Below are 23,999 nucleotides of genomic sequence, written 5' to 3'. Positions count from 1 at the left end.
GATGATCTACATTGCTGCCTCAGGAATGATTAACGCGCTGGGCAGGACGCCGGATGACATTGCCGCCAACCTGCGCGCTGGCGTGGCGCCGGGTATGCGCCCACGCGATGGCTGGTTGCAGGGCGATGTGCCCGCGGTACTCGGCGGCGTGGACGGTGAATTACCGCCGATCCCCGAGGCGTTTGCCGGACACCGTTCCCGCAATAACCAGCTGCTGCTGGCGGCGCTCGAACAGATTCAGCCGCAGGTTGATGAGGCCATTGCCCGCTTCGGTCGCGACCGGGTGGCCGTTGTCATGGGCACCAGCACGTCCGGGCTTGATGAAGGTGATATTCACGCCAACCTGACGCTGAATGGCAAAGAAAACCTCGACTGGCGCTACGGTCAGCAGGAGTTGGGCGACCCATCGCGTTTCCTGCGCAACTGGCTGCAGCTCGAAGGCCCGGCCTACACGCTCTCCACCGCTTGCTCTTCCAGCGCTCGCGCGATGATCAGCGGCCGCCGTCTGATTGACGCCGGGCTGGTCGACGTGGCGATTGTCGGCGGAGCCGATACCCTGAGCCGAATGCCGGTAAACGGGTTCAACAGTCTGGAATCCCTTTCCACCGCCCTTTGCCAGCCGTTTGGCCGTGACCGCTGCGGCATTACCATTGGCGAAGGCGCGGCGCTGATGCTGCTCACCCGCGAACCACAGCCGATTGCGCTGCTCGGCGTTGGCGAATCCAGCGACGCACACCATATTTCTGCCCCGCATCCGCAGGGAGAAGGCGCGATCCGCGCGATTCAGCAGGCGCTGAATGACGCCGGGCTGTCGCCGCAGGACGTGGGCTATATCAATTTGCATGGCACCGCTACACCGCTCAACGACCAGGTGGAATCCCAGGTGGTGAACGCGCTGTTTGGCGAGAGCGTGCCGTGCAGTTCCACCAAACATCTGACCGGACACACCCTCGGCGCGGCGGGTATTACCGAAGCGGCGCTGAGTTGGCTGATTCTCACGCGCAACCTGCCGCTTCCGCCGCAGGATTTCAGCCACGCACCGGTAGACCCGACGCTGCCCGCCTGCGGGTTACTCACCACGCCGCAGCCGCTAACGCGCCCGGTCATTCTGTCTAATTCCTTCGCCTTTGGCGGCAACAACGCCAGCATTCTGCTCGGGAGAACGGCATGAGCCACTATTTAACGCCAGGCCATTATCTGCCGCACAACGCGCCGATGCTGCTGCTGGAAACGGTCAAAAATGTCACCGACGAACAGGCCGTTTGTCAGGTGACCGTTAACCGCACGGGCGTGCTCGCCCCGTTCCTCGATACCAGCGGCAAACTGCCGGGCTGGTACGCGCTGGAACTGATGGCGCAGACCGTTGGCGTCTGGTCCGGCTGGCACCGTCAGCAGAAAGGCGAAGCGCAAATCACGCTCGGCATGGTGCTGGGCGCGCGCGAGCTGAAGTGTGTTTCCGGCGAATTTCACGCCGAAAGCGTGCTCGATATCACCGTCTCGTTGCTGATGCAGGACGAACGGTTCGGCAGCTTTGAATGTGTGATTACCGCCGACGGCGAGACGCTCGCCACCGGGCGCGTGAACACCTTCCAGCCGACAACAGAAGAATTAACCACGCTTTTTCAACAAGGGTCGTCATCATGAGTCGTTCAGTTCTGGTCACCGGGGCCAGCAAGGGTATTGGCCGCGCGATTGCGCTCACACTGGCGGCCGACGGGTTTACCGTTGGCGTGCATTATCTCCGCGATGAGCAAGGCGCGCAGGACACCCTGAACGCCATTGAAAGTGCCGGGGGCGCAGGCCGCCTGTTGCAGTTTGACGTCGGCAATCGTGAACAATGTCGTGAAGTGCTTGAAGCAGATATCGAACAGCACGGCGCATGGTACGGCGTGGTCAGCAATGCGGGCATCGCCCGTGACGGCGCATTCCCGGCGCTGAGCGACGACGACTGGGACAGCGTAATCCACACCAATCTCGACAGCTTCTACAACGTCATTCAGCCGTGCATCATGCCGATGATTGGCCTGCGGTCCGGCGGGCGTGTCATTACGCTATCGTCCGTGTCCGGGCTGATGGGCAACCGTGGCCAGGTCAACTACAGCGCGGCAAAAGCCGGGATCATCGGTGCCACCAAAGCGCTGGCGATTGAGCTGGCGAAACGCAAAATCACCGTCAACTGCATCGCACCGGGGCTGATTGATACCGGGATGATCGACATGGAAGAGGCGGCGCAAAAAGAGGCCATGAGCATGATCCCAATGAAACGCATGGGCCAGGCCGAGGAAGTCGCCGGGCTTGCCAGCTACTTGATGTCTGATATTGCGGGCTACGTCACCCGCCAGGTGATTTCCATCAATGGAGGCATGTTATGACCCGTCGCGTGGTCATTACCGGCATGGGCGGCGTGACCGCGTTTGGCGAGAACTGGCAGAGCGTATCTGAACGCCTGCGCGGCTATCAAAATGCGGTGCGTAAAATGCCGGAGTGGCAGATTTACGACGGGCTGCACACCCTGCTCGGCGCGCCGATTGATGATTTTTCGCTGCCTGCGCACTACACCCGCAAACGCATTCGTGCGATGGGCCGCGTGTCGCTGATGTCGACCCGCGCCAGCGAACTGGCACTGGAACAGGCCGGGCTGCTGGAAAACCCGGTGCTGACCAACGGTGAAACCGGGATTGCCTACGGCTCGTCTACCGGCAGCACCGGCCCGGTGAGCGAGTTCGCCACCATGCTCACCGAAAAACACACCAACAACATCACCGGCACCACCTACGTGCAGATGATGCCGCACACCACCGCGGTCAACACTGGCTTGTTCTTCGGCCTGCGCGGACGCGTGATCCCCACGTCCAGCGCCTGTACCTCCGGCAGCCAGGCCATCGGCTACGCATACGAAGCCATTCGCCACGGTTATCAAACGGTGATGGTCGCTGGCGGCGCGGAAGAACTGTGCCCGTCGGAAGCGGCGGTGTTTGATACCCTGTTCGCCACCAGCCAGCGCAATGACGCGCCGGGCACCACGCCGTCGCCATTCGATGTGAACCGTGACGGACTGGTTATCGGTGAAGGCGCGGGCACGTTGGTGTTGGAAGAACTTGAGCATGCCAAAGCACGCGGCGCGACTATCTTTGGTGAGATTGTTGGTTTCGCCACCAACTGCGATGCGGCCCACATCACCCAGCCGCAGCGTGAAACGATGCAGATTTGCATGGAGCAATCGCTGCGTCAGGCGGGCCTTGCACCGTCAGATATCGGCTATATTTCAGCACACGGTACGGCGACTGATCGCGGCGATATCGCCGAAAGTCAGGCCACTGCCGCGGTGTTCGGTAACCAGACGCCTATCTCGTCGCTGAAGAGTTATTTCGGCCATACGCTCGGGGCGTGCGGCGCGCTGGAAGCGTGGATGAGCCTGCAAATGATGCGTGAAGGCTGGTTCGCGCCGACGCTTAACCTGCAACAACCTGACGAACTATGTGGCGATCTGGACTACATTATGGGAGAGTCACGGGCTATTGATTGTGAGTTTTTGCAGAGCAATAACTTCGCCTTCGGCGGGATCAACACCTCGATTGTCATCAAACGCTGGGAGTAAAGATGTATCGGCTGTTCCTCGGAAAGATTTCGACCCTAAGTACGGCAACACTGCCGCCGGCGCTCGCTGAATGCGCGCCAGACGGAAAGCGCCGCAGCGCTTGGCTTGCCGGGCGTGCGCTGCTGTGCCACGCCGTTTCGCCGTTGCCGGAGATTCGCTTTGGCGAGCAGGGTAAACCGGGGTTTGACGATAACCATGCGCTGTGGTTTAACCTGAGCCACAGCGGCGACAACATCGCCCTGCTGTTGAGCGATGAAGGCGAAGTGGGTTGTGATATCGAAGCGCTGCGCCCTCGCCCACAGTGGCGTCAGCTGGCGAATGCCACGTTTACCAACAATGAGCATCTCGAAATTGAGCGGGAAGCTGAAGAGCATCGTCTGGCCGCGTTCTGGCGGATCTGGACACGAAAGGAAGCGATGGTGAAACAGCGCGGCGGCAGCGCCTGGCAGATTGTCAGCCACGACAGCACCGCGCCGCTGCATCTGCACGTGAGTGATTTGCAGTGTGACGGGTTGAGTCTGGCAGTGTGTACGCCGACCCCGTTTGACGTTTCAGCGCAGACGATTGAGTGGGTGGCGTAGGGTTTTCTTTTCGCACTCACCCTCTCCCCGGCCCTCTCCCAAAGGGAGAGGGTGAAAGCAGTACTATTCCCTCTCCCTATGGGAGAGGGTTAGGGAGAGGGAAATCACTGAACGTTATCGCCGTTGCGGCGTAAATATCGTCATTACTCCCGCCATCACCAGCAGCACTCCCGCCAGCCCTGGCCAGGAAAAGGCTTCGTTTTGCAGTATCAACGCCGCCGCCCAGACCGAGATATAGCTCAGACTCAATAGCGCGTACGCCTTCGCCAGCGGCAAACGTTTCAGGGCGAAGAACCAGCACACCATCGACGCCAGATAGCCACCCAAGCCGAGCAACAACGCGCTGGTCCCCGGCTGGAAATGCAATACATTCCACAGCAGCGTGCCGATGTCGCTCACCGCAGGCAGCGTCAGCATCGCACTGCGCAGCAGCAACTGTGCCGCACTGACCAGAATCACGCTCAGTAACGCCCAGATAATCCCCATCAGCGGCTTGCTCCCAGCACCAGAATCCCCAGAATGATCAACCCCACGCCGAGCCAGTGACGGCGCGATACCGGCTCATGCCAGATAATCTTCGCCGCCAGCGTCACCCAGACGAAATTCAGGCTCAGCATCGGATACGCAATGCCGACGGGTAAACGCTGTAACACCACCAGCCACAGCGCCATGCCGCCGCCGAGCGCCAGCAGCGCCAGGCCCAGCCATAACACGATGTGCCGCCCACGCCGACCGGACGGTGAGGCGTGAGTAGCCTGCTTCTGGCACAGCTGCCCGACGCAGCTCAGGAGGCTTGCCAGCAGCAGAGAGAGCGCGGTGATCATTGCGTCAGATACTGCAAGAAGACCATCCGGCTCATCTCGTAGACGTTATCGGCTTTCGGCAATCCCAGCTCCTCGAGTTTCTGACCTCTGTTCAACTGTAGCACCAGCGACACCGGCCCTTGCGCACGATGCGTCGCCAGCCAGCTGTCGAAATCATCTTTGGCGAGGTAACGCCCTTTCGCATCCGGGTACGCCAGGCCGTATTTCAGCTCGCCCTGCTGGCCGAACATCATCACGTCGCTGCGATTAAGCTCCCACGCCAGCCCAGCGGCAACGCCGACGCTGTTGGTCAGCACGTAGCGGCTCGGCACCAGTTGTTCGCTGACGATATCGGTGATGAACTGCGGCTGTTTGCTGTCGATCACGCGGTCCGGAATGGCAAAGCCAATCAGCAACGCCAGTGCCAACGGACAACAGGCGGCCAGCGGCCAGCGCTGCACGCCGTCACGAATCGACAGCCAGCCGACCAGCGCCCAGGCACCAAAGGCCACCGCCGCTAGCAAGCATTTATACAGCTCGATATCGTTCCATACCGGCTTCGACAACAGGCCCCACGGCGACACCACCAGCACCGCCACCAGCCCAATCAGGCCGAACGCGATGTTGATCATACCGTTGTAGCGCAGCGCCTTCGCCCCTCTGTCGGCCGCATCCAGCGCATAGCGCGCCATCAGTATCGCCAGCGGCGCAAAGCACGGCAGAATGTAGGTCGGCAGCTTGCCTTTGGCGATGCTGAAGAACAACAGCGGCATCACCACCCAGCCCAGCAAATAGAAGGTGCTGCGCTGTGAATCGCGTTCTTTCCAGCCCGTTTTCAGCGCACCGGGCAACAGCGCCAGCCACGGCAGACTGCCCGCAATCAGGAACGGAATGTAGTACCAGAATGGGGCTTTATGCTGCGCGTCACTCTGAGCAAAGCGCTGGACGTGTTCGACCCAGAAGAAGTAGCGCCAGAAATCCGGTTCGCGCTGGGCGATAGCCAGCCCCCACGGCAGCACCGTGAGAATACACACCAGAACAGCCACCCAGCCCCAGAGCAGCACTTCTTTCCAGCGTTTTTGCACAATCACCCACGGCAGTACGCCGATGACCGGTACCGCCAGCGCAAGGAAACCTTTGGTCATCACCCCCATGCCGCAGGCGATGCCCAACAGCACGTAGCCGCCGAGTTTGCCGCCGCGGGTCTGCGCCTGAGATGCTCCCCAGAAGCTGCACAGGGCAAGCATCAACCACAGGGCAATCATCGGGTCGAGCACCGCGTAGGTGCCGATGCCGTACACCAGGAAAGCGGTCATAAAGATGACAGCAGACAATATCGCGGTGCGTTTGTCTCGCCAGATTTTCCACGCCAGCCACGCTACCAGCAGTGCAGTACAGGCGGTGGAGAAGACCACACCAAAGCGCACGGCAAAATGGGTATGACCAAAGAGCCACTGACCGATGCTGTTGATCCAGTATCCGGCGATCGGTTTTTCGAAGTAACGCAGGCCGAGGAAGTGCGGCACAAGCCAGTCACCGGAGGCCAGCATTTCGCGGCTGATTTCCGCGTAACGGGTCTCATCCGGCTGCCACAAAAGGCGGAAATTCAGGGGAACCACATAATACAGCGCGAATAAAAACAGCAGTGATGCGCTTAAACGTAAGGATTTCATAGACCTTAACCCAATAATTGTTCTTGTCCCAGCCAGCCCTCCCGGCCTGCCAGTTCGCCTCGCACCACGTTCCCTTTTGGTAGCGTACTAAAATCCTCCGGCAACAGCTGGCTCAGCGGGCAAAACGTGATGCCCTCTTCCGCCGCGTGCCGTATCAGGCTTTCAAAGTGTTCTGCGCCAATAATGCCTTCCACTTCGGCATGAATGGTGTAAACCGGCACGCCCCGGTCTTTATGGATGCGCTCAATCAGCCAGTCGTTGAAATCTTCTGCGCTGACGCGGCTACCCACGGCTTCGTCCCAGGTTGGTAACGTGACCGGGATTTGCACCGTACCCGTCTTGCCATTTTGCAGAATCGGCAGGAACGGACGTGTGCCGCGACAGTCGCTGTTGTAGAGAAACTCAAAACCTTCTTTGGCGTTTACCACGCGGGCATCCGCCCGCCAGCCTGCGACGGCAGAACAGGTGACGGTCGCGTCGATAATCCCTTCCAGCGCCTGCAAACCGCGGCCGATTTCCTGCTCCAGCTGCGCTTCGCTCCAGACGCCGCTCCACAACTGCCAGCGATGATGATCCCAGGCGTGCAGCCCGACCTCATGCGCCTTCGCGGTGGCGCGGATGACGTTGGCATTCGCCGCGCCGATGATTTTCCCCGGCCAGGCGGTGCCCGCCAGCAGGATATCCCAGCCATACAGCGATGCCGCGCGCGAGCGCAGCATCTTCCACAGGAATTTCGGCTTCAACAGGCGCCATAAATGACGCCCCATGTTGTCCGGCCCGACGCTGAAAAAGAAGCTGGCCTGAATGTCGTGCCGCTGAAGAATGTCCAGCAGGCGGGGGACGCCATCGCGAGTGCCGCGAAAGGTATCCACATCAACGCGTAAGCCAACCTTTCTCATCATTTTTGGGTTTCCGTTAACTCAACGGTGCGCAGGAAGAAGTCCAGGGTCTGTTCTACCGTTTGCTGCATTTCCACCGTTGGCTGCCAGTCGAGGCAACGTTTGGCGTTGCGAATACTCGGCTTGCGGTGCTCAACGTCCTGATAACCTTTGCCATAGTAGTCGCTGCTCTCAACGTCGCGGAAGCCCGCAAACGGAGGGAACTGGTTACGCAGCGGGTGACGTTCAAAGCAGTCGAGCAGCAGTTCAGCCAGCTCTTTGATGCTCGCTTCGTTTTCCGGGTTACCGATGTTGATAATTTGCCCGTCGCAGCGCCCGTCTTTGTTCTCAATGATGCGGAACAATGCTTCGATACCGTCGCTGATATCGGTGAAGCAACGTTTCTGCTTACCGCCTTCGATAAGCTTAATCGGCGAGCCTTCCACCAGGTTGAGGATCAACTGGGTGATGGCGCGTGAGCTGCCGATCCGCGCGGCGTTCAGGTTATCCAGACGCGGCCCCATCCAGTTGAACGGACGGAACAGGGTGAATTTCAGGTTTTCTTTGTCGCCGTATGCCCAAATCACGCGGTCGAGCAGCTGTTTGGACACCGAGTAAATCCAGCGCTGTTTGTTGATAGGGCCGACAACCAGATTAGACGCATCTTCGTCGAAGTTGTTGTCGGTACACATGCCGTACACTTCGGAGGTGGACGGGAAGATGATGCGCTTGTTGTATTTCACACAGTCACGGATGATCTTCAGGTTCTCTTCGAAATCGAGTTCAAACACGCGCAGCGGATTACGGGTGTATTCAATCGGCGTGGCAATCGCGACCAGTGGCAGCACCACGTCGCATTTCTTGATGTGATATTCGATCCACTCGGAGTGGATGCTGATATCGCCTTCAACGAAGTGGAAACGTGGGCAATCGAGGAAACGGCTGATGGCGTCAGAGCCGATATCCAGGCCGTAAATTTCGTAGTTATCATCTGCCAGCAGACGTTCGGTGAGATGGTTACCGATGAAGCCGTTCACGCCGAGGATCAGCACGCGGGTGCGACGTTTGACCGCCACAAACGGTTTGCTCGACAGCAGCGCACTGGTCACCAGACCCAGAGACTGCGCCAGCTGTGCGCCCTGCATGTAGACGCCTTTGTCGGTCTGGCCGGTGATAATTTCCAGCGCGCCGTTCCCGCAGGCAACCACCAGCGGAGAGACAGACATGACGGTGCCCGGCTTCGCCGCAGCGACGTCGTGACGCACGCGGGATTTCCAGACGATAAATTTGTTAGTGCCTACAAAGCCAAACGCGCCGGGCCACGGATCGGACACCGCGCGGACCAGGTTGTGCAGGGATTCTGCGGACAGTTCCCAGTTCAGACGCCCGTCCTCCGGTGTGCGGCCCTTCACGGTAGTCGCCCGGCTTTCATCCTGAACGATTTCGGTGATATTGCCGGTCGCAATCTGCGGCAGCGCATCACGCAGCAGCGACTGGGCCGCGGTGCAGAGTTTGCGGTGCAGGGTCATGGCCACGTCAGCATCGGTTATTTGGACTTTCTGCTGCGCGACAATGTTGCCCGCATCTGCGCGTTTCACCATGCGATGCAGGGTAACGCCGGTCTCTTTTTCGCCGTTAACCAGCACCCAGTTCAGCGGGGCGCGACCGCGATACTGCGGCAGCAGGGAGCCGTGCAGGTTGAAGGCACCGTGTTTCGCGGTGCTGACGATGGCGTCGCTCAGCAGGTTGCGATAGTAGAAAGAGAAAATCATGTCCGGCGCGAGGGCCTGAATACGCTCGACCCACAGCGGATGGTTAACATCGTCCGGGGCGTAAACGGCAATCCCTTGCTCGGCAGCCAGACGTGCTACCGAGCCGAAGAAGGTATTTTCACCGGCGTTATCCGGGTGAGTAAAGATGGCCGCAATGTCATATCCGGCGTCAAGCAGGGCCTGAATGCCCGTGCAACCCATATCGTGATAGGCGAATACAACAGCTTTCATGAACGATTTTCCTCTTCTGCGACCAGGCTTTCCTGGCGAACAACACGTTGAATAAAGTAGCGGGGACGAGCACGCACATCGTTATAAATGCGCCCGATATACTCCCCAAGAAGTCCCATCCCGACGAACTGCGCGCCGATAAACATAAACAGGACGGCGAACAGCAGGAACAGGCCGTCGCCAGCCCATTCCGCGCCCAGGGCAAGACGTAAAATCACTAACAGAATGGCGAAAGCGAAACCGGAGAGCGCAATCACGCTGCCGACCACGCTCAACAGACGCAGCGGCGTGGTGGTCAGACAGGTCACCAGGTCGTACATCAGGTTAATCAGGCGCATAAAGCTGTATTTGGAATCGCCAAATTCACGTTCGGCGTGCAGCACGGGGATCTCTACCGTGCGACGCGCAAAGGTGTTGGCGAGGATCGGAATAAAGGTGCTGCGTTCGTGGCAGTTCAGCATCGCGTCGATGATGTGCCGGCGGTAAGCGCGCAGCATGCAGCCGTAGTCGCCCATCGCTTTACCGGTGGCACGCTGGATCAGACGGTTAATCATCTTCGAGGCGGATTTGCGGAAGATGCTGTCCTGACGATTCTGGCGCACGGTGCCAACCACGTCGTAGCCTTCATCGGCTTTTTCCACCAGGCGCGGAATTTCTTCCGGCGGGTTTTGCAGGTCGGCATCGAGGGTAATGATCAGGTCGCCGGTGACGTGGCTGAAACCCGCCATGATCGCTGAATGCTGGCCGTAGTTACGGTTCAACAGCACCGCCACAATGTGGCTGCCCGGCGCTTCTGCGGCCAGGCACAACATGCGGGCGGAGTCGTCGCTGCTGCCGTCATCGACCAGCAGAATTTCGTAATCGCGTTTCAGCAAGGCGCAGGCGGCTTCGGTGCGGCGAATCAGTTCCGGCAGGCTTTCCTGTTCGTTATAAACAGGAATGACCACCGAGACTTTTTTTACTTTTGGAGCATCAAACATATCAACGTCCTGCGAGCTGATGCAGCGCAGAAATGACGCGGGTTGTGTCGTCATGGGTCATGTCCGGGAAAAGAGGCAGAGAACAAATACGCGCGCTGTTCCACTCCGTGTTCGGCAGGGAGAGATGCGGATAGCGTTCGCGGTAATATTTTTGCGTGTGCGCGGCGCGGAAGTGCAGCCCGGTGCCGATGCCCTGAGCCTTGAGCTGTTCCATCAGACCATCACGGCTGATACCACAGCGGGTTTCATCCACGCGAATAATGAACAGATGCCAGGCGTGCAGATGCGGCCAGGCGGGGATCGCCAACGGCTGGAACGGCGTGTCGGCCAGTTCAGTGACATAGCGTTGTGCAATTTCGTTCCGGCGCTGATTGGCCTGCGGCAGTTTGCCGAGCTGGACCAGCGCCAGCGCCGCGTTGATATCCGCCAGGTTGTATTTGAAGCCAGGGGAAATCACTTCCGCCTGCGGTGCGCGGCCATGGGTTTGGCGGTCATAGGCATCAACGCCCAGGCCGTGGAATTTGAGGCTGCGAATACGCTGCGCCAGCGCGTCGTTATCGGTGACGACTAAGCCCCCTTCGGCGCAGGTCATGTTTTTGATCGCATGGAAGGAGAATATCGCCGTGCCTTTGCCGCCAACGTGCTGGCCTTTGTACAACGTGCCCGCCGCGTGGGCCGCGTCTTCGATAACCGGGATCCCGTGCGGGTCAGCAACCGCATAAATACCGTCGATGTCGCACGGGGCGCCCGCGTAGTGAACGGGAATAATCGCTTTGGTGCGCGGCGTAATGGCGGCGGCGACCGCGTCTGGCGTGACCATCAGCGTGTCGTTATCGACATCAATCATCACCGGGGTCGCGCCGAGCAGCTCAATCATGTTGAGCGTGGAGACCCAGGTTTGCGATGGAGTGATCACTTCGTCGCCAGGGCCAATCCCGAGCGCCATCAGCGTGACGTGCATCCCGCCGGTGGCGGAGCTGACGGCAATGGCATGGCGGTTACCGGTCAGAGTGCAAAACGCCTCTTCAAGCTGTGCATTTTTGGGCCCGGTGGTTATCCAGCCCGACTGCAACACGTCTTTCAGCGCGTTAAACTCCTCATCCCCCATCGATGGGCGTGAGAAAGGTAAAAATTCACTCATTAATTATCCTTACCCTGAACGTTGTGGTTAAAGCAAACAACCATCCTGCGCTCGCAGAGTTAAACGAAGTAATAATAAATAGGATCGAAAACCGCGATTTGATAAACGACAGCTCAACACAATTAAATTTATGCCGATTACATTAGGATAATGTTAAGAATAGAGTGAACGATGAAAATAAAAAATAAGATGTTGTGTTTCAGCAGTTTAAGAGGCGTGGCATTTTTTCCGCAAATCACTTGTTTTCATCGACTCGTAATGACGTTACGAAAGACAAATGAAACTAAAACATCAACGAAAGGTAAACGAAGAATCTATTCTTTTGTGAAAAAGAAAGAGTTGGCTACCGTGTTTTAATATATCGCCAGGCGTTAACACGCCGTGTCCCTGGTTTCCTTTTGGTGGCCCATTGCGGATGTGAACATCACGCGGAGGCATCAGGCCCAGACACACCCTATTCCTCCCGGCATCAGAAAATTCTCTGTTCATTTTCAGGGAATTCTTCGAAAAAAACCGTCGACATGTAACTTAATATTTTGCCATGAGTTGGTCAAAAAAAGACAATTCACTATAAAACAAAGGGTTATTTATTATCTCCAATGTCTAAAAAAAGACATTTAACACTATTGGCGTTTACAGCAGCAGGGTAATAACCGTACTGTTTAGGCCGACCAACAGGCGACCGAAAATTTAAAATTAAACGCGACAGCCCTTGTTTCTATTTTCTTCAAATACCGATCAGGAATACCTTTCTGTTATGAATATTAGCTTCGTTAGTGATAACTATTACCTGTGCGCAGGAATCGAATCACAAGTATTCGATTCTCACCAGATAATCTGTAAGAATGATATTGATGTGTATTTACAGTCCTATAATCCCTCTAACTATCTGGTTGTGGGAATAGAAAACCTGTTCCTGCGCGATTACTTCATTAAAAAGGTCAATACGCTGAGCCTTAAGTACATGGTACTGATGCAGGATATCATTAAAGATCACTGCTTTAAGATTGGCGACGTAGTGTTCTCTTCAATGGAGTGCTCACCGCACTATATCCAGAAAATCGTGCGCTACTTCCCGAAACCACGTCAGAATGTCCTCACCCAGCGTGAACTGGATATCCTCGATGTGTTCCATTTGCAGAACGTGAAAATCGCGCGTGAACTGGATATTTCACAGAAAACGGCCAGCGGCCATCGCGTTAATATTCAGCATAAACTGCGGATGAAATCGAAAAATACGCTGGCGATGTTACGTATCAAAACGGCTATTTCACGCAGTAACGGTTCACATCTGCACGGCCTGTTGTCTCAACAAGCCTGATAGCACAAGAAATTGATTTATCTTCGCCGGGAGAATGACTCTCCCCGGCGCCCTTCGGTTATTCATAAATAACCGTTTTTAAGCCTTTTCTTGCTGCACCGCTAAAAGTGATTGAGATCAGTTCTGTGCTCAAAATAACGAATGTTGTCTTTTGCATTGCTCAACGCCACTAAAAAACGTAGCATCGATCGCCTGTAGCATTTTTTGTTCAATTTATGATAGTCGATTAGATAGCAATTATGTCCCTGCGCCTGGCCTTACTGATGTGTTTTCTGTTTACCTTTCACTGCACTGCGCAGGCCGCACGCGTTCGTCATGCTCATCATCGCCATGTTCATCATCGTCATTCTTATCATCGCAATGTTCATCATCATGCCCGCCATACGAAGCCCGTCGCCATTAAGACAACCAAAGCCACAGGGAACGTTAAGCGCCGTACGCGCCTGATGAGCGAGTATCAGCACTGGAAAGGCACGCGCTACCGTCTGGGTGGCAACTCACACAGAGCAATCGACTGTTCGGCCCTCACCCGTCGCCTTTATCAGGAAGCGTTCGCCGTGAAGCTGCCGCGTACTACCGGCGAGCAAATGCGCAGAGGCAGGAAAGCCCGACGAGGCGCGCCACATATTGGCGACCTGGTGTTCTTTAAAACCGGGCGCGTGCAGCGGCATGTGGGGATTTATATCGGGGATAATCGCTTTATTCACGCCTCCCGGCGCAAAGGCGTCACCATTTCACAGTTAACCAGCCCTTACTGGAACCATCATTTACTGGCGGTGCGTCAGGTTCTGCCCGATTCGGTAATGAGATAATTCTAAATACAGTCTCAACCAGATCCATTTCTCCCTCGTACAAATAGTCGTTCTGAATATAATGGCGACTCATTTTAACGATCTCGTTATGGCGAGGCTCCTGTACAAATATAAGTTATCGCCCTGATGGTATCGAGAGAGACCACACAGGGAAATACAGGCATCCATCGAATCAAGGTGTTGCCAAGATAACTTCTGACGGCGTTTAGCCGGGCAGATACGTTGTACAGTGCTAAATCCAGGACGTGGGGATCTGCTCAGTTCGCTATTCCTGTCTTGTTCGCCCTGTGAGATGTATTTATAGGGAAATCAATATGTCACAACAACTCCTGACGGCTGTCGCTCCGGCAACCACCTTTGACGGCGATACGCTTTCACACTACATGACAGAGAAATTTATCGCCCTTGCCGATCATTTCTGTGTGCATGAAGCCCGTGAATCTTTCCTGTCTCAATTGCAGAACGACGATATTCCGGGGCACGTCTTTGTGGTTGCCGGAAATAAGCTGCGCGGCATTTTATCCGTGCGAAAATTATTACAGGAAGCGGACACGGGCCAGCCGATTTGCGCCCTGATGGACAGTTGTACGTTTCACGTTAAACCGGATGACGAACGTCAGCAGGTTGCCGCACAGCTGGCGGATCGTCAGCTCAGCGTGGTGCCGGTGATTGATAAAGGCGTTCTGGTGGGCGGCCTGATGGAAAAGGAGATAGACCGTCTGCTGGCAGACGACGTCACCGAAGACGTGCAGCGTCAGGGCGCCACGCTGCCGCTGGAGCAGCCGTATCTGGAAACCAGCCCGCTGGCACTGTGGAAGAAGCGCTCTGTTTGGCTCCTGCTGCTGTTCGTCGCCGAGGCGTACACCAGCAGCGTGATCCAGCACTTTGAAGAGGCGCTGGAATCCGCGATTGCACTGGCGTTCTTTATTCCGCTGCTGATTGGCACCGGCGGTAACAGCGGCACGCAGATCACCTCCACTCTGGTGCGCGCCATGGCGCTGGGTGAAGTGCGGCTGCGCGATATGGGCCGCGTTATTCGCAAAGAAGTGACGACGTCGTTGCTGATTGCTATCACCCTCGGGGCGGCAGGCTGCTTCCGCGCCTGGATGATGGGCATTGGACCGGAGATTACGATGATCGTCAGTCTGACGCTGGTGTGCATTACGCTGTGGAGTGCGGTGGTGTCGTCGGTGATTCCGATGGTGTTAAAGCGCGTGGGGATCGACCCGGCGGTGGTTTCCGCGCCATTTATTGCCACCCTGATTGACGGTACCGGGCTGATTATTTACTTCAAAATTGCGCAGACGTTTCTTGGACTAGGCTGAGGAGCGATAAAAACAAAAGGGCCAGCACGATGCTGGCCCTTTTTTTCAGAAAATTTGAATCAAATGATTCCGTTTATCAGCTGTAGCAGGCCGTAACTCGCGGCCCAGCTTCCACCAATCACCGCACCTTTTGCCGGCAGACTCATGCGTTTAAAAACGTGTTTGTTTTTCTTATAGACGACGACTGAGAACAAGAACTTCGCTGCAAAGGTAGTCAGAATAACCGCGTAAATATTCATTTGTTCTCTGTGCCTGCATCCAGGTGTTGTTAATTGGGTGCGACATAGTACATTCCCTTGTTAAAAACAGGGAATTATTTCGTGCGGTTTGGTTATTCCGTGTTCACATGATTGATGACGATTTAGGCATCTACCAGTTCCTGTGCACACGCCCACGCGGACGCCCAGGCCCACTGGAAGTTATAGCCGCCGAGCCAGCCGGTGACGTCCATCACTTCGCCGATGAAGTAGAGCCCCGGCGCTTTGCGGGCTTCCATGGTGCGCGAAGACAGTTCGTTGGTATCGACCCCGCCCAGCGTCACTTCGGCGGTACGATAACCTTCAGTCCCGTTGGGCTGCACGCGCCAGTCAGTGAGCGTTTCCACCAATTGTTGCTGATCTTTACTGTTCAGCTGTTTGAGCTGCACATCCGGGATTTGACCCAGCAGCTGCAAACACTCGACCAGCCGTTTTGGCAGCTGCATCGCCAGCGTATTTTTCAGGCTTTGATTCGGGTGCGCGTTGCGCTGTTCGTCGAGGAAAGTCTCGAGATCGCACTCCGGCAACAGGTTGATGCTGACGAATTCGCCGGACTGCCAGTAGCTGGAGATTTGCAGAACCGCCGGGCCAGACAGGCCGCGATGGGTAAACAGCAAACTTTCGCGGAAAACGGTACCGTCGTCCGCGGTGATTACCGCAGGCACAGAAACACCGGAAAGCACCTGCAGTTGTTCCAGCAGCGGTTTGTGCAGCGTAAACGGCACCAGGCCCGCGCGGGTCGGCAGGACGTTGAGCCCGAACTGCTCGGCAATTTTATAACCGAACGGCGATGCGCCCAGGCCCGGCATCGACAGCCCGCCGCTGGCGATCACCAGCTTTTTCGCGGCCACCGTGTCGCCGTTCAACTGCAAGGTGTAGCCGTCGTCGTCACGTTCGACGCTGATTATCTCGGTGCGCAGTCGGGTAACCACGTTGCCCTTTTCGCATTCCGCCACCAGCATATCGACAATCTGCTGCGCGGAATCGTCACAGAACAGCTGGCCGAGGGTTTTCTCATGCCATGCAATATCGTATTTACCGACCAGTTCGATGAAGTCCCATTGGGTGTAACGGGCCAGCGCCGATTTGCAGAAATGGGGGTTCTGACTCAGGTATGCCGCGGGTTCCACGTACATATTGGTGAAGTTACAGCGCCCGCCGCCGGACATTAAAATCTTGCGGCCCGGCTTTTTGCCGTTATCCAGAAGCAGCACTCGCGCCCCCGCTTGTCCCGCCTGCGCTGCACAAAACATTCCCGCCGCGCCTGCGCCGACAACAATGGCATCAAACCTTTCCACACGCCTATCCTCTCGTTTTGAATGTCGGGAAGTGTAAATTTTCCCATCGGGTACGACCAGTAAGAATTTTTTCATATCTGGTCATGCCTTTGAAACATATAGGGTAATTACTGACGCTATTTTTACGACAGTGAACAAATATCAATAAAAGTCTATATTTCTCTTTGCCCACGCTGCGTTTGTCCTGGATAATGCGCCGCGTTCATGTCCTCAAAATGGCGTAACGTACCTATGCTACATTTGTTTGCTGGCCTGGATTTGCATACTGGGCTTTTGTTATTGCTTGCTCTGGGATTTGTGTTGTTTTACGAAGCGATTAATGGCTTCCACGACACCGCAAACGCAGTAGCGACCGTTATCTACACTCGCGCGATGCGTTCGCAATTAGCGGTGGCGATGGCGGCAATTTTCAACTTCTTTGGCGTACTGTTAGGCGGTCTGAGCGTAGCCTATGCGATCGTGCATATGCTGCCAACGGATTTGCTGCTGAATATGGGCTCTGCTCATGGTCTCGCCATGGTCTTCTCTATGCTGTTGGCCGCCATTATCTGGAACCTCGGTACCTGGTATTTTGGCCTTCCGGCATCCAGCTCTCACACCCTGATCGGGGCCATTATCGGTATTGGTTTAACCAATGCGCTGATGACCGGCACCTCGGTGGTGGACGCGCTGAATATCCCGAAAGTGCTTGGGATCTTCGGTTCACTGATTATTTCGCCTATCGTCGGTTTGGTTGTTGCCGGTGGCTTAATTTTCATTCTGCGTCGTTACTGGAGCAACACCAAGAAAAAGGCGCGTATCCACCTCACGCCGGCTGAGCGTGAAAAGAAAGACGGCAAGAAAAAGCCGCCATTCTGGACGCGTATTGCCCTGATCATCTCCGCAATTGGCGTGGCATTCTCCCACGGCGCGAACGATGGTCAGAAAGGCATTGGTCTGGTGATGCTGGTACTGATTGGCGTGGCACCGGCTGGATTCGTGGTTAACATGAATGCGTCTGGCTACGAAATCACCCGTACCCGTGATGCGATTAACAACGTGGAAATCTATTTCCAGCAGCATCCTGATCTGCTGGCAAAAGTGACCAGTTCTGAACCGCTGATCCCGTCTCCGGAGCCTGGCGCAACCCAGCCTGCTGAGTTCCATTGCCATCCGGCGAATACCCTTAATGCGTTAGGCCGCGTGAAAGGTATGCTGGATAACATTGAGAGCTACGACAAGCTGAGCGTCGAGCAACGCAGCCAGATGCGTCGCGTCCTGCTGTGCATCTCCGATACCACCGATAAAGTGGCTAAGCTGCCGAACGTCAACAATGACGATCAGCGTCTGCTGAAGAAACTTAAAACCGATATGCTGAGCACCATCGAGTACGCTCCAATCTGGATTATCATGGCCGTCGCACTGGCGCTGGGCATTGGTACGATGATCGGCTGGCGTCGTGTGGCGACCACTATCGGCGAGAAAATCGGTAAGAAAGGCATGACCTATGCTCAGGGCATGTCAGCGCAGATGACCGCGGCGGTGTCGATTGGTCTGGCGAGTTACACCGGGATGCCGGTATCCACCACACACGTTCTGTCGTCCTCTGTTGCAGGTACGATGATCGTTGACGGTGGCGGCTTACAGCGCAAAACCGTGACGAGCATCCTGATGGCGTGGGTTCTGACTCTGCCAGCAGCGATTATTCTTTCTGGCGGACTGTACTGGCTGAGCCTCAAGCTCATCTGATTAGCCTGAAAGCATGACAAAAACGGGTCAGGAAACTGACCCGTTTTTTTATGCCTGTACTTTATAGAGCAGCAGTCAGTGCCAAATCATTAACGCAATCATGCTGATCACGACCAGGCCGCACAGCGCACTGGTTAAGACAAACTGACGGCGAACACGCTCACAGCGGCGGATAAACTCATCATCATGATGATCGCGGTAACGCTGCGCATAGATATACCACACCAGACGCACCTGTTTTCCCGGCTGACCGTGGGAGGTGAAAAAACCTCCGCCATCCACATACTGATAGAGTAAAGGATCGCAACCTCGCAGCACCACCAGCAGGGCGCGCAACGATGAGAAATAGCGCGCCATATTCACTACACACACAATACACAAAGCCCAAAATAGTGCGACAGTGCTTACCATAGCTCCTCCCCGGCGACCGGCCCACGGAGACTTCCTCCGGGACTACCGCAACCCGAAACTCAACAGACAGTCAGTGAAAGAGTGAGAATCCGGTCACATTAACGTATCCGACCGACTCTTTAAATAGTGTAGGAGATCCGCTGATTTTTTTGCCACATCGTTAATCGTTATCAATAGTTAAAACGCGATTATTTGTTTAACTGATTGGTGATCAAGGGTCATTGACGTAACTTGAGGCTCGTTTTAAGGTGAGGTTGTCTACACTATTTAGTAACTACACCCAAAATAATTCGAGTTGCAGGAAGGCGGCAAGGCTGAGAACCCCAAGAGCTTACTTAAGTAAGTGATTGGGGGTGAGCGGAGGCAGCCAACGCGCATGCAGCTTGAAGTATGACGGGTATACACAGACTTAAGGAAGGAGTAACACTATGGCTTACAAACACATTCTTATCGCGGTTGACCTCTCCCCGGAAAGCAAAGTCCTGGTCGACAAAGCAGTCTCAATGGCGCGCCCGTATAACGCGAAAGTTTCCCTGATTCATGTCGATGTGAACTACTCCGATCTCTACACCGGCCTGATTGATGTCAATTTGGGTGATATGCAGAAACGCATTTCGGAGGAGACGCACCACGCGTTAAGCGAGCTCTCCACCAACGCCGGGTATCCGATCACAGAAACCCTCAGCGGCAGCGGCGATCTCGGCCAGGTTCTGGTCGACGCTATCAAGAAATACGATATGGATTTGGTGGTGTGCGGTCATCATCAGGATTTCTGGAGCAAACTGATGTCGTCTGCTCGTCAGCTGATTAATACCGTTCATGTGGATATGCTGATTGTTCCGCTGCGTGATGAAGAAGACGAGTAATTATCGTGTAACCCCTCTCCCTAGCCCTCTCCCACAGGGAGAGGGAACTGGTTTTTCTCCCTCTCCCTGTGGGAGAGGGCATCAGACCGCACTAACCCTCAGCCGTACCCGCATAAATATCAAACCGATGCCCTTTGGTGGCCACCGCATTCGGCGTGGCGACGTCGGCTAACGGCGGCGCATAATCCGGGCGCTTCACCACCACCCGCTTGGTCGCCAACTGTTGCGCAGGCCCCAGCAGACCATCGGCATCTAAATCCGGGCCGACCAGCGACTGAAACACCCGCATTTCCTTTTTCACCAGCGCGCTTTTCTGCTTATGCGGAAACATCGGGTCGAGGTAAACCACCTGCGGACGCGGTGTGATATCAGTCAGCGCCGTCAGGCTGGAGGCATGAATGAGCTGTAAACGCTCCCGCAGCCAACTCCCGATTTCCCGGTCGGCATAACCACGCGCCAGACCATCATCGAGCAGCGCCGCGACCACCGGGTTACGTTCCAGCATTCGCACACGACAACCGACGGACGCCAGCACAAACGCATCGCGCCCTAACCCCGCCGTCGCGTCGACGACGTCCGGCAGATAGCTGCCTTTCACCCCAACCGCTTTAGCCACCGCTTCGCCACGACCGCCGCCGAATTTGCGGCGATGCGCCATCGCGCCGCCGACAAAATCCACGAAGATGCCACCAAGCTTTGGCTCATCGCGTTTACGTAATTCAAGATGCTCCGGCGTTAACACCAGCGCCATCAGGTTATCCGCATCGTGTTCCAGCGCCCAGCGGGCCGCCAGAACAGATAAGGCGCCATCACTGGCGCCTGATTCATCAACTAAACAGATTTTCACGAAACGATCAGCCCTTGATGCCGTAATGCTCAAGCATCGCGTCCAGCTGCGGTTCACGTCCACGGAAGCGTTTGAACAGCGTCATCGGCTCTTCTGAACCACCCCGGCTCAGGATATTGTCGAGGAACGACTGTCCGGTTTCGCGGTTGAAAATCCCTTCTTCTTCGAAGCGGGAGAAGGCGTCTGCCGCCAGCACGTCGGCCCACAGGTAGCTGTAGTAACCCGCCGCGTAACCGCCCGCGAAAATGTGGCTGAAAGCGTGTGGGAAACGGCCCCACGACGGACCCGGCACCACGGAAACCTGCTTCTTGATTTCAGCCAGGGTGTCGAGAATTTTCGCGCCCTGCTCCGGGTTAAACTCGGCGTGCAGACGGAAATCGAACAGACCGAACTCCAGCTGGCGCAGAACAAACATCGCCGCCTGGTAGTTTTTCGCCGCCAGCATTTTATCCAGCAGTTCTTTCGGCAGCGGTTCGCCGGTTTCGTAATGGCCGGAGATGAACGCCAGCGCATCCGGTTCCCAGCACCAGTTTTCCATAAACTGGCTCGGCAGTTCGACGGCATCCCACGGCACACCGCTGATACCCGAAACGCCGGCGGTTTCGATGCGGGTCAGCATGTGGTGCAGCCCGTGACCGAATTCGTGGAAAAGGGTGATCACTTCATCGTGGGTAAACAGCGCGGGTTTGCCGCTCACCGGACGGTTGAAGTTACAGGTCAGATAGGCCACTGGCTTTTGCAGCGAACCATCGGCTTTACGCATCTGGCCCACGCAGTCGTCCATCCACGCCCCGCCGCGCTTGTGTTCACGCGCGTAGAGGTCGAGATAGAAGCTGCCGCGCAGTTCGTTCTTGTCGTCGTACAGCTCGAAGAAACGCACTTCCGGGTTCCACACTTCGATGTCGGTGCGCTCTTTCGCGGTGATGCCGTAAATGCGCTTCACCACTTCGAACAGGCCGTTAACGGCTTTGTTTTCAGGGAAGTACGGACGCAGCTGCTCGTCGCTGATGCTGTACAGATGCTGTTTCTGTTTTTCGCTGTAGTAAGCGATGTCCCACGGCTGCAGTTCGTCCACGCTAAATTCGGCTTTCGCGTAGGCGCGCAGCTGAGCCAGCTCTTTCTCACCCTGCGGACGGGCGCGTTTTGCTAGATCGGTCAGGAAATCGAGCACCTGCTGTGGGTTTTCCGCCATTTTGGTGGCGAGGGATTTAACCGCGTAGCTTTCGAAGCCCAGCAGTTGAGCCAGTTCGTGACGCAGGGCGAGGATCTCTTCCATCACCGGGCTGTTGTCCCATTTCCCGGCGTTCGGGCCCTGGTCGGACGCACGCGTGGTGTACGCACGGTACATCTCTTCACGCAGTGCCTGGTTGTCGCAATAGGTCATCACCGGCAAATAGCTCGGGATATCCAGCGTCAGCAGATAGCCTTCCTGCTCTTTGGCTTCAGCCTGCGCTTTTGCCGCCGCCAAGGCGCTTTCCGGCATCCCGGCCAGCTCAGCTTCATCGGTGACCAGTTTGGTCCAGCCCATGGTGGCGTCGAGCACGTTGTTGCTGTACTGGTTGCCTAACTCGGACAGACGCGCGGCGATTTCGCCATAGCGTTTCTGTTTCTCTTTCGACAGGCCAATCCCGGACAGCTCAAAATCACGCAGCGCGTTATCGACCGCTTTCTTCTGCGCGGTGTTAAGGCCCGCATAGTTGTCGCCTTCGCGCAGGTCGCGATAGGCCTGATACAGCCCTTCATGCTGACCGACCCAGGTGCTGTACTCGGACAGCAGCGGCAGCGTTTGCTCATAGGCTTCGCGCAGCTCCGGGCTGTTTTTGACGGAATTCAGGTGGCTGACCGGGGAGAAAATACGGCCCAGCACGTCGTCCACTTCAGCCAGCGGCTGACAGAGATTTTCCCAGCTGTACGGCGCGCCCTGCGCCACCACGCTTTCTACCGACGTGCGGCAGTCGTCCAGCGCTTTGGTGACCGCAGGAACCACGTGTTCAGGCTGGATTTTCGAAAACGGAGGTAGTTCGAAAGGCGTCAGTAATGGATTGGTCATAAGCGCTGTCCTGTTGAAAGAGTGAATAAGGCGCACGTCCGGCGCGACACATATCTTGGTAGAATGGGGATAAGTGTAGAGGATTTCAATGGCAGCAGGCTTTCAGTTTTTATAGGCCGGGTAAGGCGCAACACGCCATCACCCGGCAAACCTTTACTGCAAATGCTGTCCGGCGGCATACGCGGCAGACAGGTCCAGACGTTGCCAGAATTGCTGATCTGGCGTGGTGCCGGAAAGCGGATACCCGGCGGGCAGCGCGGTTTTCACCATCAGCGCACGACGTTGCTGCGCCGACGTGTTTGGCAACGCACTTTCCAGCAGCACTTCCGCGCCCTGCGGCACCATCAGCGCGGCTGACTCCCCTTTCTGCTGCGGCAAATCGTAGCTCAGAGTGAAGCGGTAAAACGCCTGCATCGCCGGGTCGCGATATGGGTCATCTTTGCCGTCGGTTTTTGCGCATTCCGCCAGCGTCATGCCGCACGCTTTTGCCAGCGCGGCGCGCAGCTGATCGCGAGCGTCGTTGAACAGCGCCCGGTATTTCGGGTCGTTGAGGTCATACGCCACGTTGCTTTGCGCCACCATCCGCGAGCCCATCACGTCCAGCGGGTAATGCACCCCAAGCACAATGCGCGAATAGCCGTAGCGTGCGCCGCGGGTCACCAGCGCGTCGTAGCGTTCGGGGATCATCTGCGCCATCAGCAGCGCGTCGGTCACGCCGGTATTGGTGTGCCCGCTCGGGAACGAGCCGCCGTCGGCGGTGTAAAGCTGGTTGTCTTTCACCACCGTGTCGTCCGGCACCAAATGAATGGTGTTGCCCTGCACCAGGAACGGCCGCGCGTAGTTGAAGTACTTTTTCGCCGCGCCGGTACTGACTTCGCTGGCTTTAATCAGCGCCGCCGCTTTGTTCAGTTCGCCCTGGTCATAGGCGGTGATGAACGCCTTGCCCAGACGCGGCCCCAGCGCATCGCTGAGAAAATAGAGATAGCTGATGCCCTCGGCATCGGTCAGAGCCTGATGCCGCGTGGCTGCGGGCGCATCGCGGTTGATGTCAGTTACTGTTTTCAGGCTGGCCGCTAGTGTTCCGGTGGGCAGCGAGCTGAACGCAGAGAGCAGCGCAATGCCCGCCTGCTGACGGGCTTTAGTCTGGAAATCATAACCACTGGCCTTGAGCCACGCGGTATCCGCCTGAGTGGATGACTGCTTCGCTTTTTCCAGCCCATCCCGCGTGAGCGTTGGCTCGCCGTTTTGCAGCGCATGACGCAGCGCCGCCAGCTGTGCCGCCGTGTCTATCGGGGTTTCTTTAGCCAGGGCGGGGAGCGCCAGTAGTAGCGCGGCTGCAAGAAGCGTAGAGTGTTTAGTCATTTTTTTATCCTGGATTCAATGAATTACCTTGCCTGAATCCGACGCTAGCGCATCTCTTTGACACA

At 56.4% G+C, this 23,999-nt stretch carries 24 protein-coding genes and 1 riboswitch; of the genes, 10 read left to right on the top strand and 14 right to left on the bottom strand.

From position 1 onward, the window contains the following. The first annotated feature begins 1 nt into the window (after window position 1). The 5 genes from A8O29_RS01795 to acpT are packed head-to-tail and all read left to right on the top strand — an operon-like array spanning window position 2 to window position 4,179. The gene (locus tag A8O29_RS01795; RefSeq protein WP_125354984.1) at window positions 2-1,171 is read left to right on the top strand and encodes a beta-ketoacyl-[acyl-carrier-protein] synthase family protein; all 1,170 of its coding nucleotides are present in this window, start codon (window positions 2-4) and stop codon (window positions 1,169-1,171) included. Then, window positions 1,168-1,644 (top strand): hotdog family protein, encoded by a 477-nt coding sequence (locus A8O29_RS01790; protein ID WP_125354985.1) that lies wholly within the window; start codon window positions 1,168-1,170, stop codon window positions 1,642-1,644. The genes A8O29_RS01795 and A8O29_RS01790 overlap by 4 nt, the downstream gene beginning before the upstream one ends. Then, window positions 1,641-2,372, top strand: coding sequence for a 3-ketoacyl-ACP reductase FabG2 (locus A8O29_RS01785; RefSeq protein ID WP_125354986.1), 732 nt, complete (start codon window positions 1,641-1,643; stop codon window positions 2,370-2,372). Before A8O29_RS01790 ends, A8O29_RS01785 begins: the two co-directional genes overlap by 4 nt. After that, on the top strand, window positions 2,369-3,598 hold the full coding sequence (locus A8O29_RS01780) for a beta-ketoacyl-ACP synthase (protein WP_125354987.1): 1,230 nt from the start codon (window positions 2,369-2,371) through the stop codon (window positions 3,596-3,598). Before A8O29_RS01785 ends, A8O29_RS01780 begins: the two co-directional genes overlap by 4 nt. 2 nt (window positions 3,599-3,600) lie before the next feature. Next, entirely contained in the window at window positions 3,601-4,179 is a 579-nt protein-coding gene (gene acpT / locus A8O29_RS01775) for a 4'-phosphopantetheinyl transferase AcpT (protein ID WP_125354988.1), read from the top strand. 114 nt (window positions 4,180-4,293) lie between these two features. Here acpT and arnF read toward each other — a convergent pair whose 3' ends face one another. The 7 genes from arnF to arnB are packed head-to-tail and all read right to left on the bottom strand — an operon-like array spanning window position 4,294 to window position 11,657. After that, complete coding sequence (arnF, locus tag A8O29_RS01770) at window positions 4,294-4,665, bottom strand: 4-amino-4-deoxy-L-arabinose-phosphoundecaprenol flippase subunit ArnF (RefSeq protein WP_125351775.1); 372 nt, start codon at window positions 4,663-4,665, stop codon at window positions 4,294-4,296. Beyond that, the gene (arnE, locus tag A8O29_RS01765) at window positions 4,665-5,003 is read right to left on the bottom strand and encodes a 4-amino-4-deoxy-L-arabinose-phosphoundecaprenol flippase subunit ArnE (protein ID WP_125351776.1); all 339 of its coding nucleotides are present in this window, start codon (window positions 5,001-5,003) and stop codon (window positions 4,665-4,667) included. The genes arnF and arnE overlap by 1 nt, the downstream gene beginning before the upstream one ends. Beyond that, window positions 5,000-6,655 (bottom strand): lipid IV(A) 4-amino-4-deoxy-L-arabinosyltransferase, encoded by a 1,656-nt coding sequence (gene arnT, locus A8O29_RS01760; RefSeq protein ID WP_125351777.1) that lies wholly within the window; start codon window positions 6,653-6,655, stop codon window positions 5,000-5,002. The genes arnE and arnT overlap by 4 nt, the downstream gene beginning before the upstream one ends. 5 nt (window positions 6,656-6,660) lie before the next feature. Continuing rightward, window positions 6,661-7,554 carry a 4-deoxy-4-formamido-L-arabinose-phosphoundecaprenol deformylase gene (gene arnD / locus A8O29_RS01755; RefSeq protein ID WP_125351796.1) on the bottom strand — a complete coding sequence of 298 codons (894 nt, stop codon included), beginning with the start codon at window positions 7,552-7,554 and terminating at the stop codon, window positions 6,661-6,663. Next, entirely contained in the window at window positions 7,554-9,536 is a 1,983-nt protein-coding gene (gene arnA / locus A8O29_RS01750) for a bifunctional UDP-4-amino-4-deoxy-L-arabinose formyltransferase/UDP-glucuronic acid oxidase ArnA (RefSeq protein ID WP_125351778.1), read from the bottom strand. Before arnA ends, arnD begins: the two co-directional genes overlap by 1 nt. Then, window positions 9,533-10,516, bottom strand: coding sequence for an undecaprenyl-phosphate 4-deoxy-4-formamido-L-arabinose transferase (arnC, locus tag A8O29_RS01745; protein ID WP_125351797.1), 984 nt, complete (start codon window positions 10,514-10,516; stop codon window positions 9,533-9,535). Before arnC ends, arnA begins: the two co-directional genes overlap by 4 nt. A gap of 1 nt (window position 10,517) precedes the next feature. Beyond that, complete coding sequence (gene arnB / locus A8O29_RS01740; protein ID WP_125351779.1) at window positions 10,518-11,657, bottom strand: UDP-4-amino-4-deoxy-L-arabinose aminotransferase; 1,140 nt, start codon at window positions 11,655-11,657, stop codon at window positions 10,518-10,520. Between the two features lie 757 nt (window positions 11,658-12,414). On the opposite strand from arnB, the gene A8O29_RS01735 reads away from it, so the two are divergent. After that, complete coding sequence (locus tag A8O29_RS01735) at window positions 12,415-12,978, top strand: LuxR C-terminal-related transcriptional regulator (protein WP_125351780.1); 564 nt, start codon at window positions 12,415-12,417, stop codon at window positions 12,976-12,978. 257 nt (window positions 12,979-13,235) lie between these two features. Here A8O29_RS01735 and A8O29_RS01730 read toward each other — a convergent pair whose 3' ends face one another. Then, window positions 13,236-13,442 (bottom strand): hypothetical protein, encoded by a 207-nt coding sequence (locus A8O29_RS01730; protein WP_168713816.1) that lies wholly within the window; start codon window positions 13,440-13,442, stop codon window positions 13,236-13,238. Between A8O29_RS01730 and A8O29_RS01725 the strand changes: the two genes are divergently transcribed. Beyond that, window positions 13,425-13,790, top strand: coding sequence for an NlpC/P60 family protein (locus tag A8O29_RS01725; RefSeq protein ID WP_159464829.1), 366 nt, complete (start codon window positions 13,425-13,427; stop codon window positions 13,788-13,790). The genes A8O29_RS01730 and A8O29_RS01725 overlap by 18 nt on opposite strands. Before the next feature lie 75 nt (window positions 13,791-13,865). Then, window positions 13,866-14,048: riboswitch (M-box (ykoK) riboswitch) on the top strand. Between the two features lie 56 nt (window positions 14,049-14,104). After that, window positions 14,105-15,115, top strand: coding sequence for a magnesium transporter (locus A8O29_RS01720; RefSeq protein ID WP_125351782.1), 1,011 nt, complete (start codon window positions 14,105-14,107; stop codon window positions 15,113-15,115). Window positions 15,116-15,174: 59 nt separating this feature from the next. Here A8O29_RS01720 and A8O29_RS22580 read toward each other — a convergent pair whose 3' ends face one another. Together A8O29_RS22580 and A8O29_RS01715 are read right to left on the bottom strand one after the other, a co-directional pair. Next, entirely contained in the window at window positions 15,175-15,354 is a 180-nt protein-coding gene (locus A8O29_RS22580; protein WP_110510204.1) for a hypothetical protein, read from the bottom strand. A 122-nt stretch (window positions 15,355-15,476) separates the two neighbouring features. Continuing rightward, a complete protein-coding gene (locus A8O29_RS01715) occupies window positions 15,477-16,670 on the bottom strand; it encodes a BaiN/RdsA family NAD(P)/FAD-dependent oxidoreductase (protein WP_125351783.1) in 1,194 nt (397 codons plus the stop codon). A gap of 231 nt (window positions 16,671-16,901) precedes the next feature. Between A8O29_RS01715 and pitA the strand changes: the two genes are divergently transcribed. After that, window positions 16,902-18,398 (top strand): inorganic phosphate transporter PitA, encoded by a 1,497-nt coding sequence (pitA, locus tag A8O29_RS01710; RefSeq protein WP_125351784.1) that lies wholly within the window; start codon window positions 16,902-16,904, stop codon window positions 18,396-18,398. A gap of 75 nt (window positions 18,399-18,473) precedes the next feature. Here pitA and uspB read toward each other — a convergent pair whose 3' ends face one another. Beyond that, window positions 18,474-18,809, bottom strand: coding sequence for a universal stress protein UspB (gene uspB, locus A8O29_RS01705; RefSeq protein WP_097163345.1), 336 nt, complete (start codon window positions 18,807-18,809; stop codon window positions 18,474-18,476). Between the two features lie 428 nt (window positions 18,810-19,237). Between uspB and uspA the strand changes: the two genes are divergently transcribed. Further along, a complete protein-coding gene (uspA, locus tag A8O29_RS01700) occupies window positions 19,238-19,675 on the top strand; it encodes a universal stress protein UspA (RefSeq protein ID WP_003861223.1) in 438 nt (145 codons plus the stop codon). 91 nt (window positions 19,676-19,766) lie between these two features. Here uspA and rsmJ read toward each other — a convergent pair whose 3' ends face one another. From rsmJ to A8O29_RS01685, 3 genes are all read right to left on the bottom strand, one after another. Then, a complete protein-coding gene (gene rsmJ / locus A8O29_RS01695; RefSeq protein WP_125351785.1) occupies window positions 19,767-20,522 on the bottom strand; it encodes a 16S rRNA (guanine(1516)-N(2))-methyltransferase RsmJ in 756 nt (251 codons plus the stop codon). 7 nt (window positions 20,523-20,529) lie between these two features. Further along, window positions 20,530-22,572: an oligopeptidase A gene (gene prlC / locus A8O29_RS01690; RefSeq protein WP_125351786.1), complete on the bottom strand. Its 2,043-nt coding sequence runs from the start codon at window positions 22,570-22,572 to the stop codon at window positions 20,530-20,532. Window positions 22,573-22,725: 153 nt separating this feature from the next. Continuing rightward, complete coding sequence (locus tag A8O29_RS01685) at window positions 22,726-23,934, bottom strand: acid phosphatase (protein ID WP_125351787.1); 1,209 nt, start codon at window positions 23,932-23,934, stop codon at window positions 22,726-22,728. Window positions 23,935-23,999 lie beyond the last annotated feature (65 nt).

Source organism: Scandinavium goeteborgense (assembly GCF_003935895.2).
GTDB classification, from domain to species: domain Bacteria; phylum Pseudomonadota; class Gammaproteobacteria; order Enterobacterales; family Enterobacteriaceae; genus Scandinavium; species Scandinavium goeteborgense.
The sequence above is the reverse complement of the archived record's forward strand: the minus strand, read 5'-3'. Positions and strand labels throughout refer to the sequence as shown.

Bases quoted from the DNA above. Each gene is read 5' to 3' on its own strand.
- A8O29_RS01790 (WP_125354985.1), top strand. From the start codon at position 1,168: ATGAGCCACTATTTAACGCCAGGCCATTATCTGCCGCACAACGCGCCG.
- uspB (WP_097163345.1), bottom strand. From the start codon at position 18,809: ATGGTAAGCACTGTCGCACTATTTTGGGCTTTGTGTATTGTGTGTGTA.
- arnC (WP_125351797.1), bottom strand. From the start codon at position 10,516: ATGTTTGATGCTCCAAAAGTAAAAAAAGTCTCGGTGGTCATTCCTGTT.
- arnT (WP_125351777.1), bottom strand. From the start codon at position 6,655: ATGAAATCCTTACGTTTAAGCGCATCACTGCTGTTTTTATTCGCGCTG.
- A8O29_RS01735 (WP_125351780.1), top strand. From the start codon at position 12,415: ATGAATATTAGCTTCGTTAGTGATAACTATTACCTGTGCGCAGGAATC.
- pitA (WP_125351784.1), top strand. From the start codon at position 16,902: ATGCTACATTTGTTTGCTGGCCTGGATTTGCATACTGGGCTTTTGTTA.
- A8O29_RS22580 (WP_110510204.1), bottom strand. From the start codon at position 15,354: ATGAATATTTACGCGGTTATTCTGACTACCTTTGCAGCGAAGTTCTTG.
- A8O29_RS01795 (WP_125354984.1), top strand. From the start codon at position 2: ATGATCTACATTGCTGCCTCAGGAATGATTAACGCGCTGGGCAGGACG.
- A8O29_RS01785 (WP_125354986.1), top strand. From the start codon at position 1,641: ATGAGTCGTTCAGTTCTGGTCACCGGGGCCAGCAAGGGTATTGGCCGC.
- arnA (WP_125351778.1), bottom strand. From the start codon at position 9,536: ATGAAAGCTGTTGTATTCGCCTATCACGATATGGGTTGCACGGGCATT.
- arnF (WP_125351775.1), bottom strand. From the start codon at position 4,665: ATGGGGATTATCTGGGCGTTACTGAGCGTGATTCTGGTCAGTGCGGCA.
- A8O29_RS01725 (WP_159464829.1), top strand. From the start codon at position 13,425: ATGAGCGAGTATCAGCACTGGAAAGGCACGCGCTACCGTCTGGGTGGC.
- arnB (WP_125351779.1), bottom strand. From the start codon at position 11,657: ATGAGTGAATTTTTACCTTTCTCACGCCCATCGATGGGGGATGAGGAG.
- A8O29_RS01720 (WP_125351782.1), top strand. From the start codon at position 14,105: ATGTCACAACAACTCCTGACGGCTGTCGCTCCGGCAACCACCTTTGAC.
- arnE (WP_125351776.1), bottom strand. From the start codon at position 5,003: ATGATCACCGCGCTCTCTCTGCTGCTGGCAAGCCTCCTGAGCTGCGTC.
- acpT (WP_125354988.1), top strand. From the start codon at position 3,601: ATGTATCGGCTGTTCCTCGGAAAGATTTCGACCCTAAGTACGGCAACA.
- A8O29_RS01780 (WP_125354987.1), top strand. From the start codon at position 2,369: ATGACCCGTCGCGTGGTCATTACCGGCATGGGCGGCGTGACCGCGTTT.
- uspA (WP_003861223.1), top strand. From the start codon at position 19,238: ATGGCTTACAAACACATTCTTATCGCGGTTGACCTCTCCCCGGAAAGC.
- arnD (WP_125351796.1), bottom strand. From the start codon at position 7,554: ATGAGAAAGGTTGGCTTACGCGTTGATGTGGATACCTTTCGCGGCACT.
- A8O29_RS01685 (WP_125351787.1), bottom strand. From the start codon at position 23,934: ATGACTAAACACTCTACGCTTCTTGCAGCCGCGCTACTACTGGCGCTC.
- prlC (WP_125351786.1), bottom strand. From the start codon at position 22,572: ATGACCAATCCATTACTGACGCCTTTCGAACTACCTCCGTTTTCGAAA.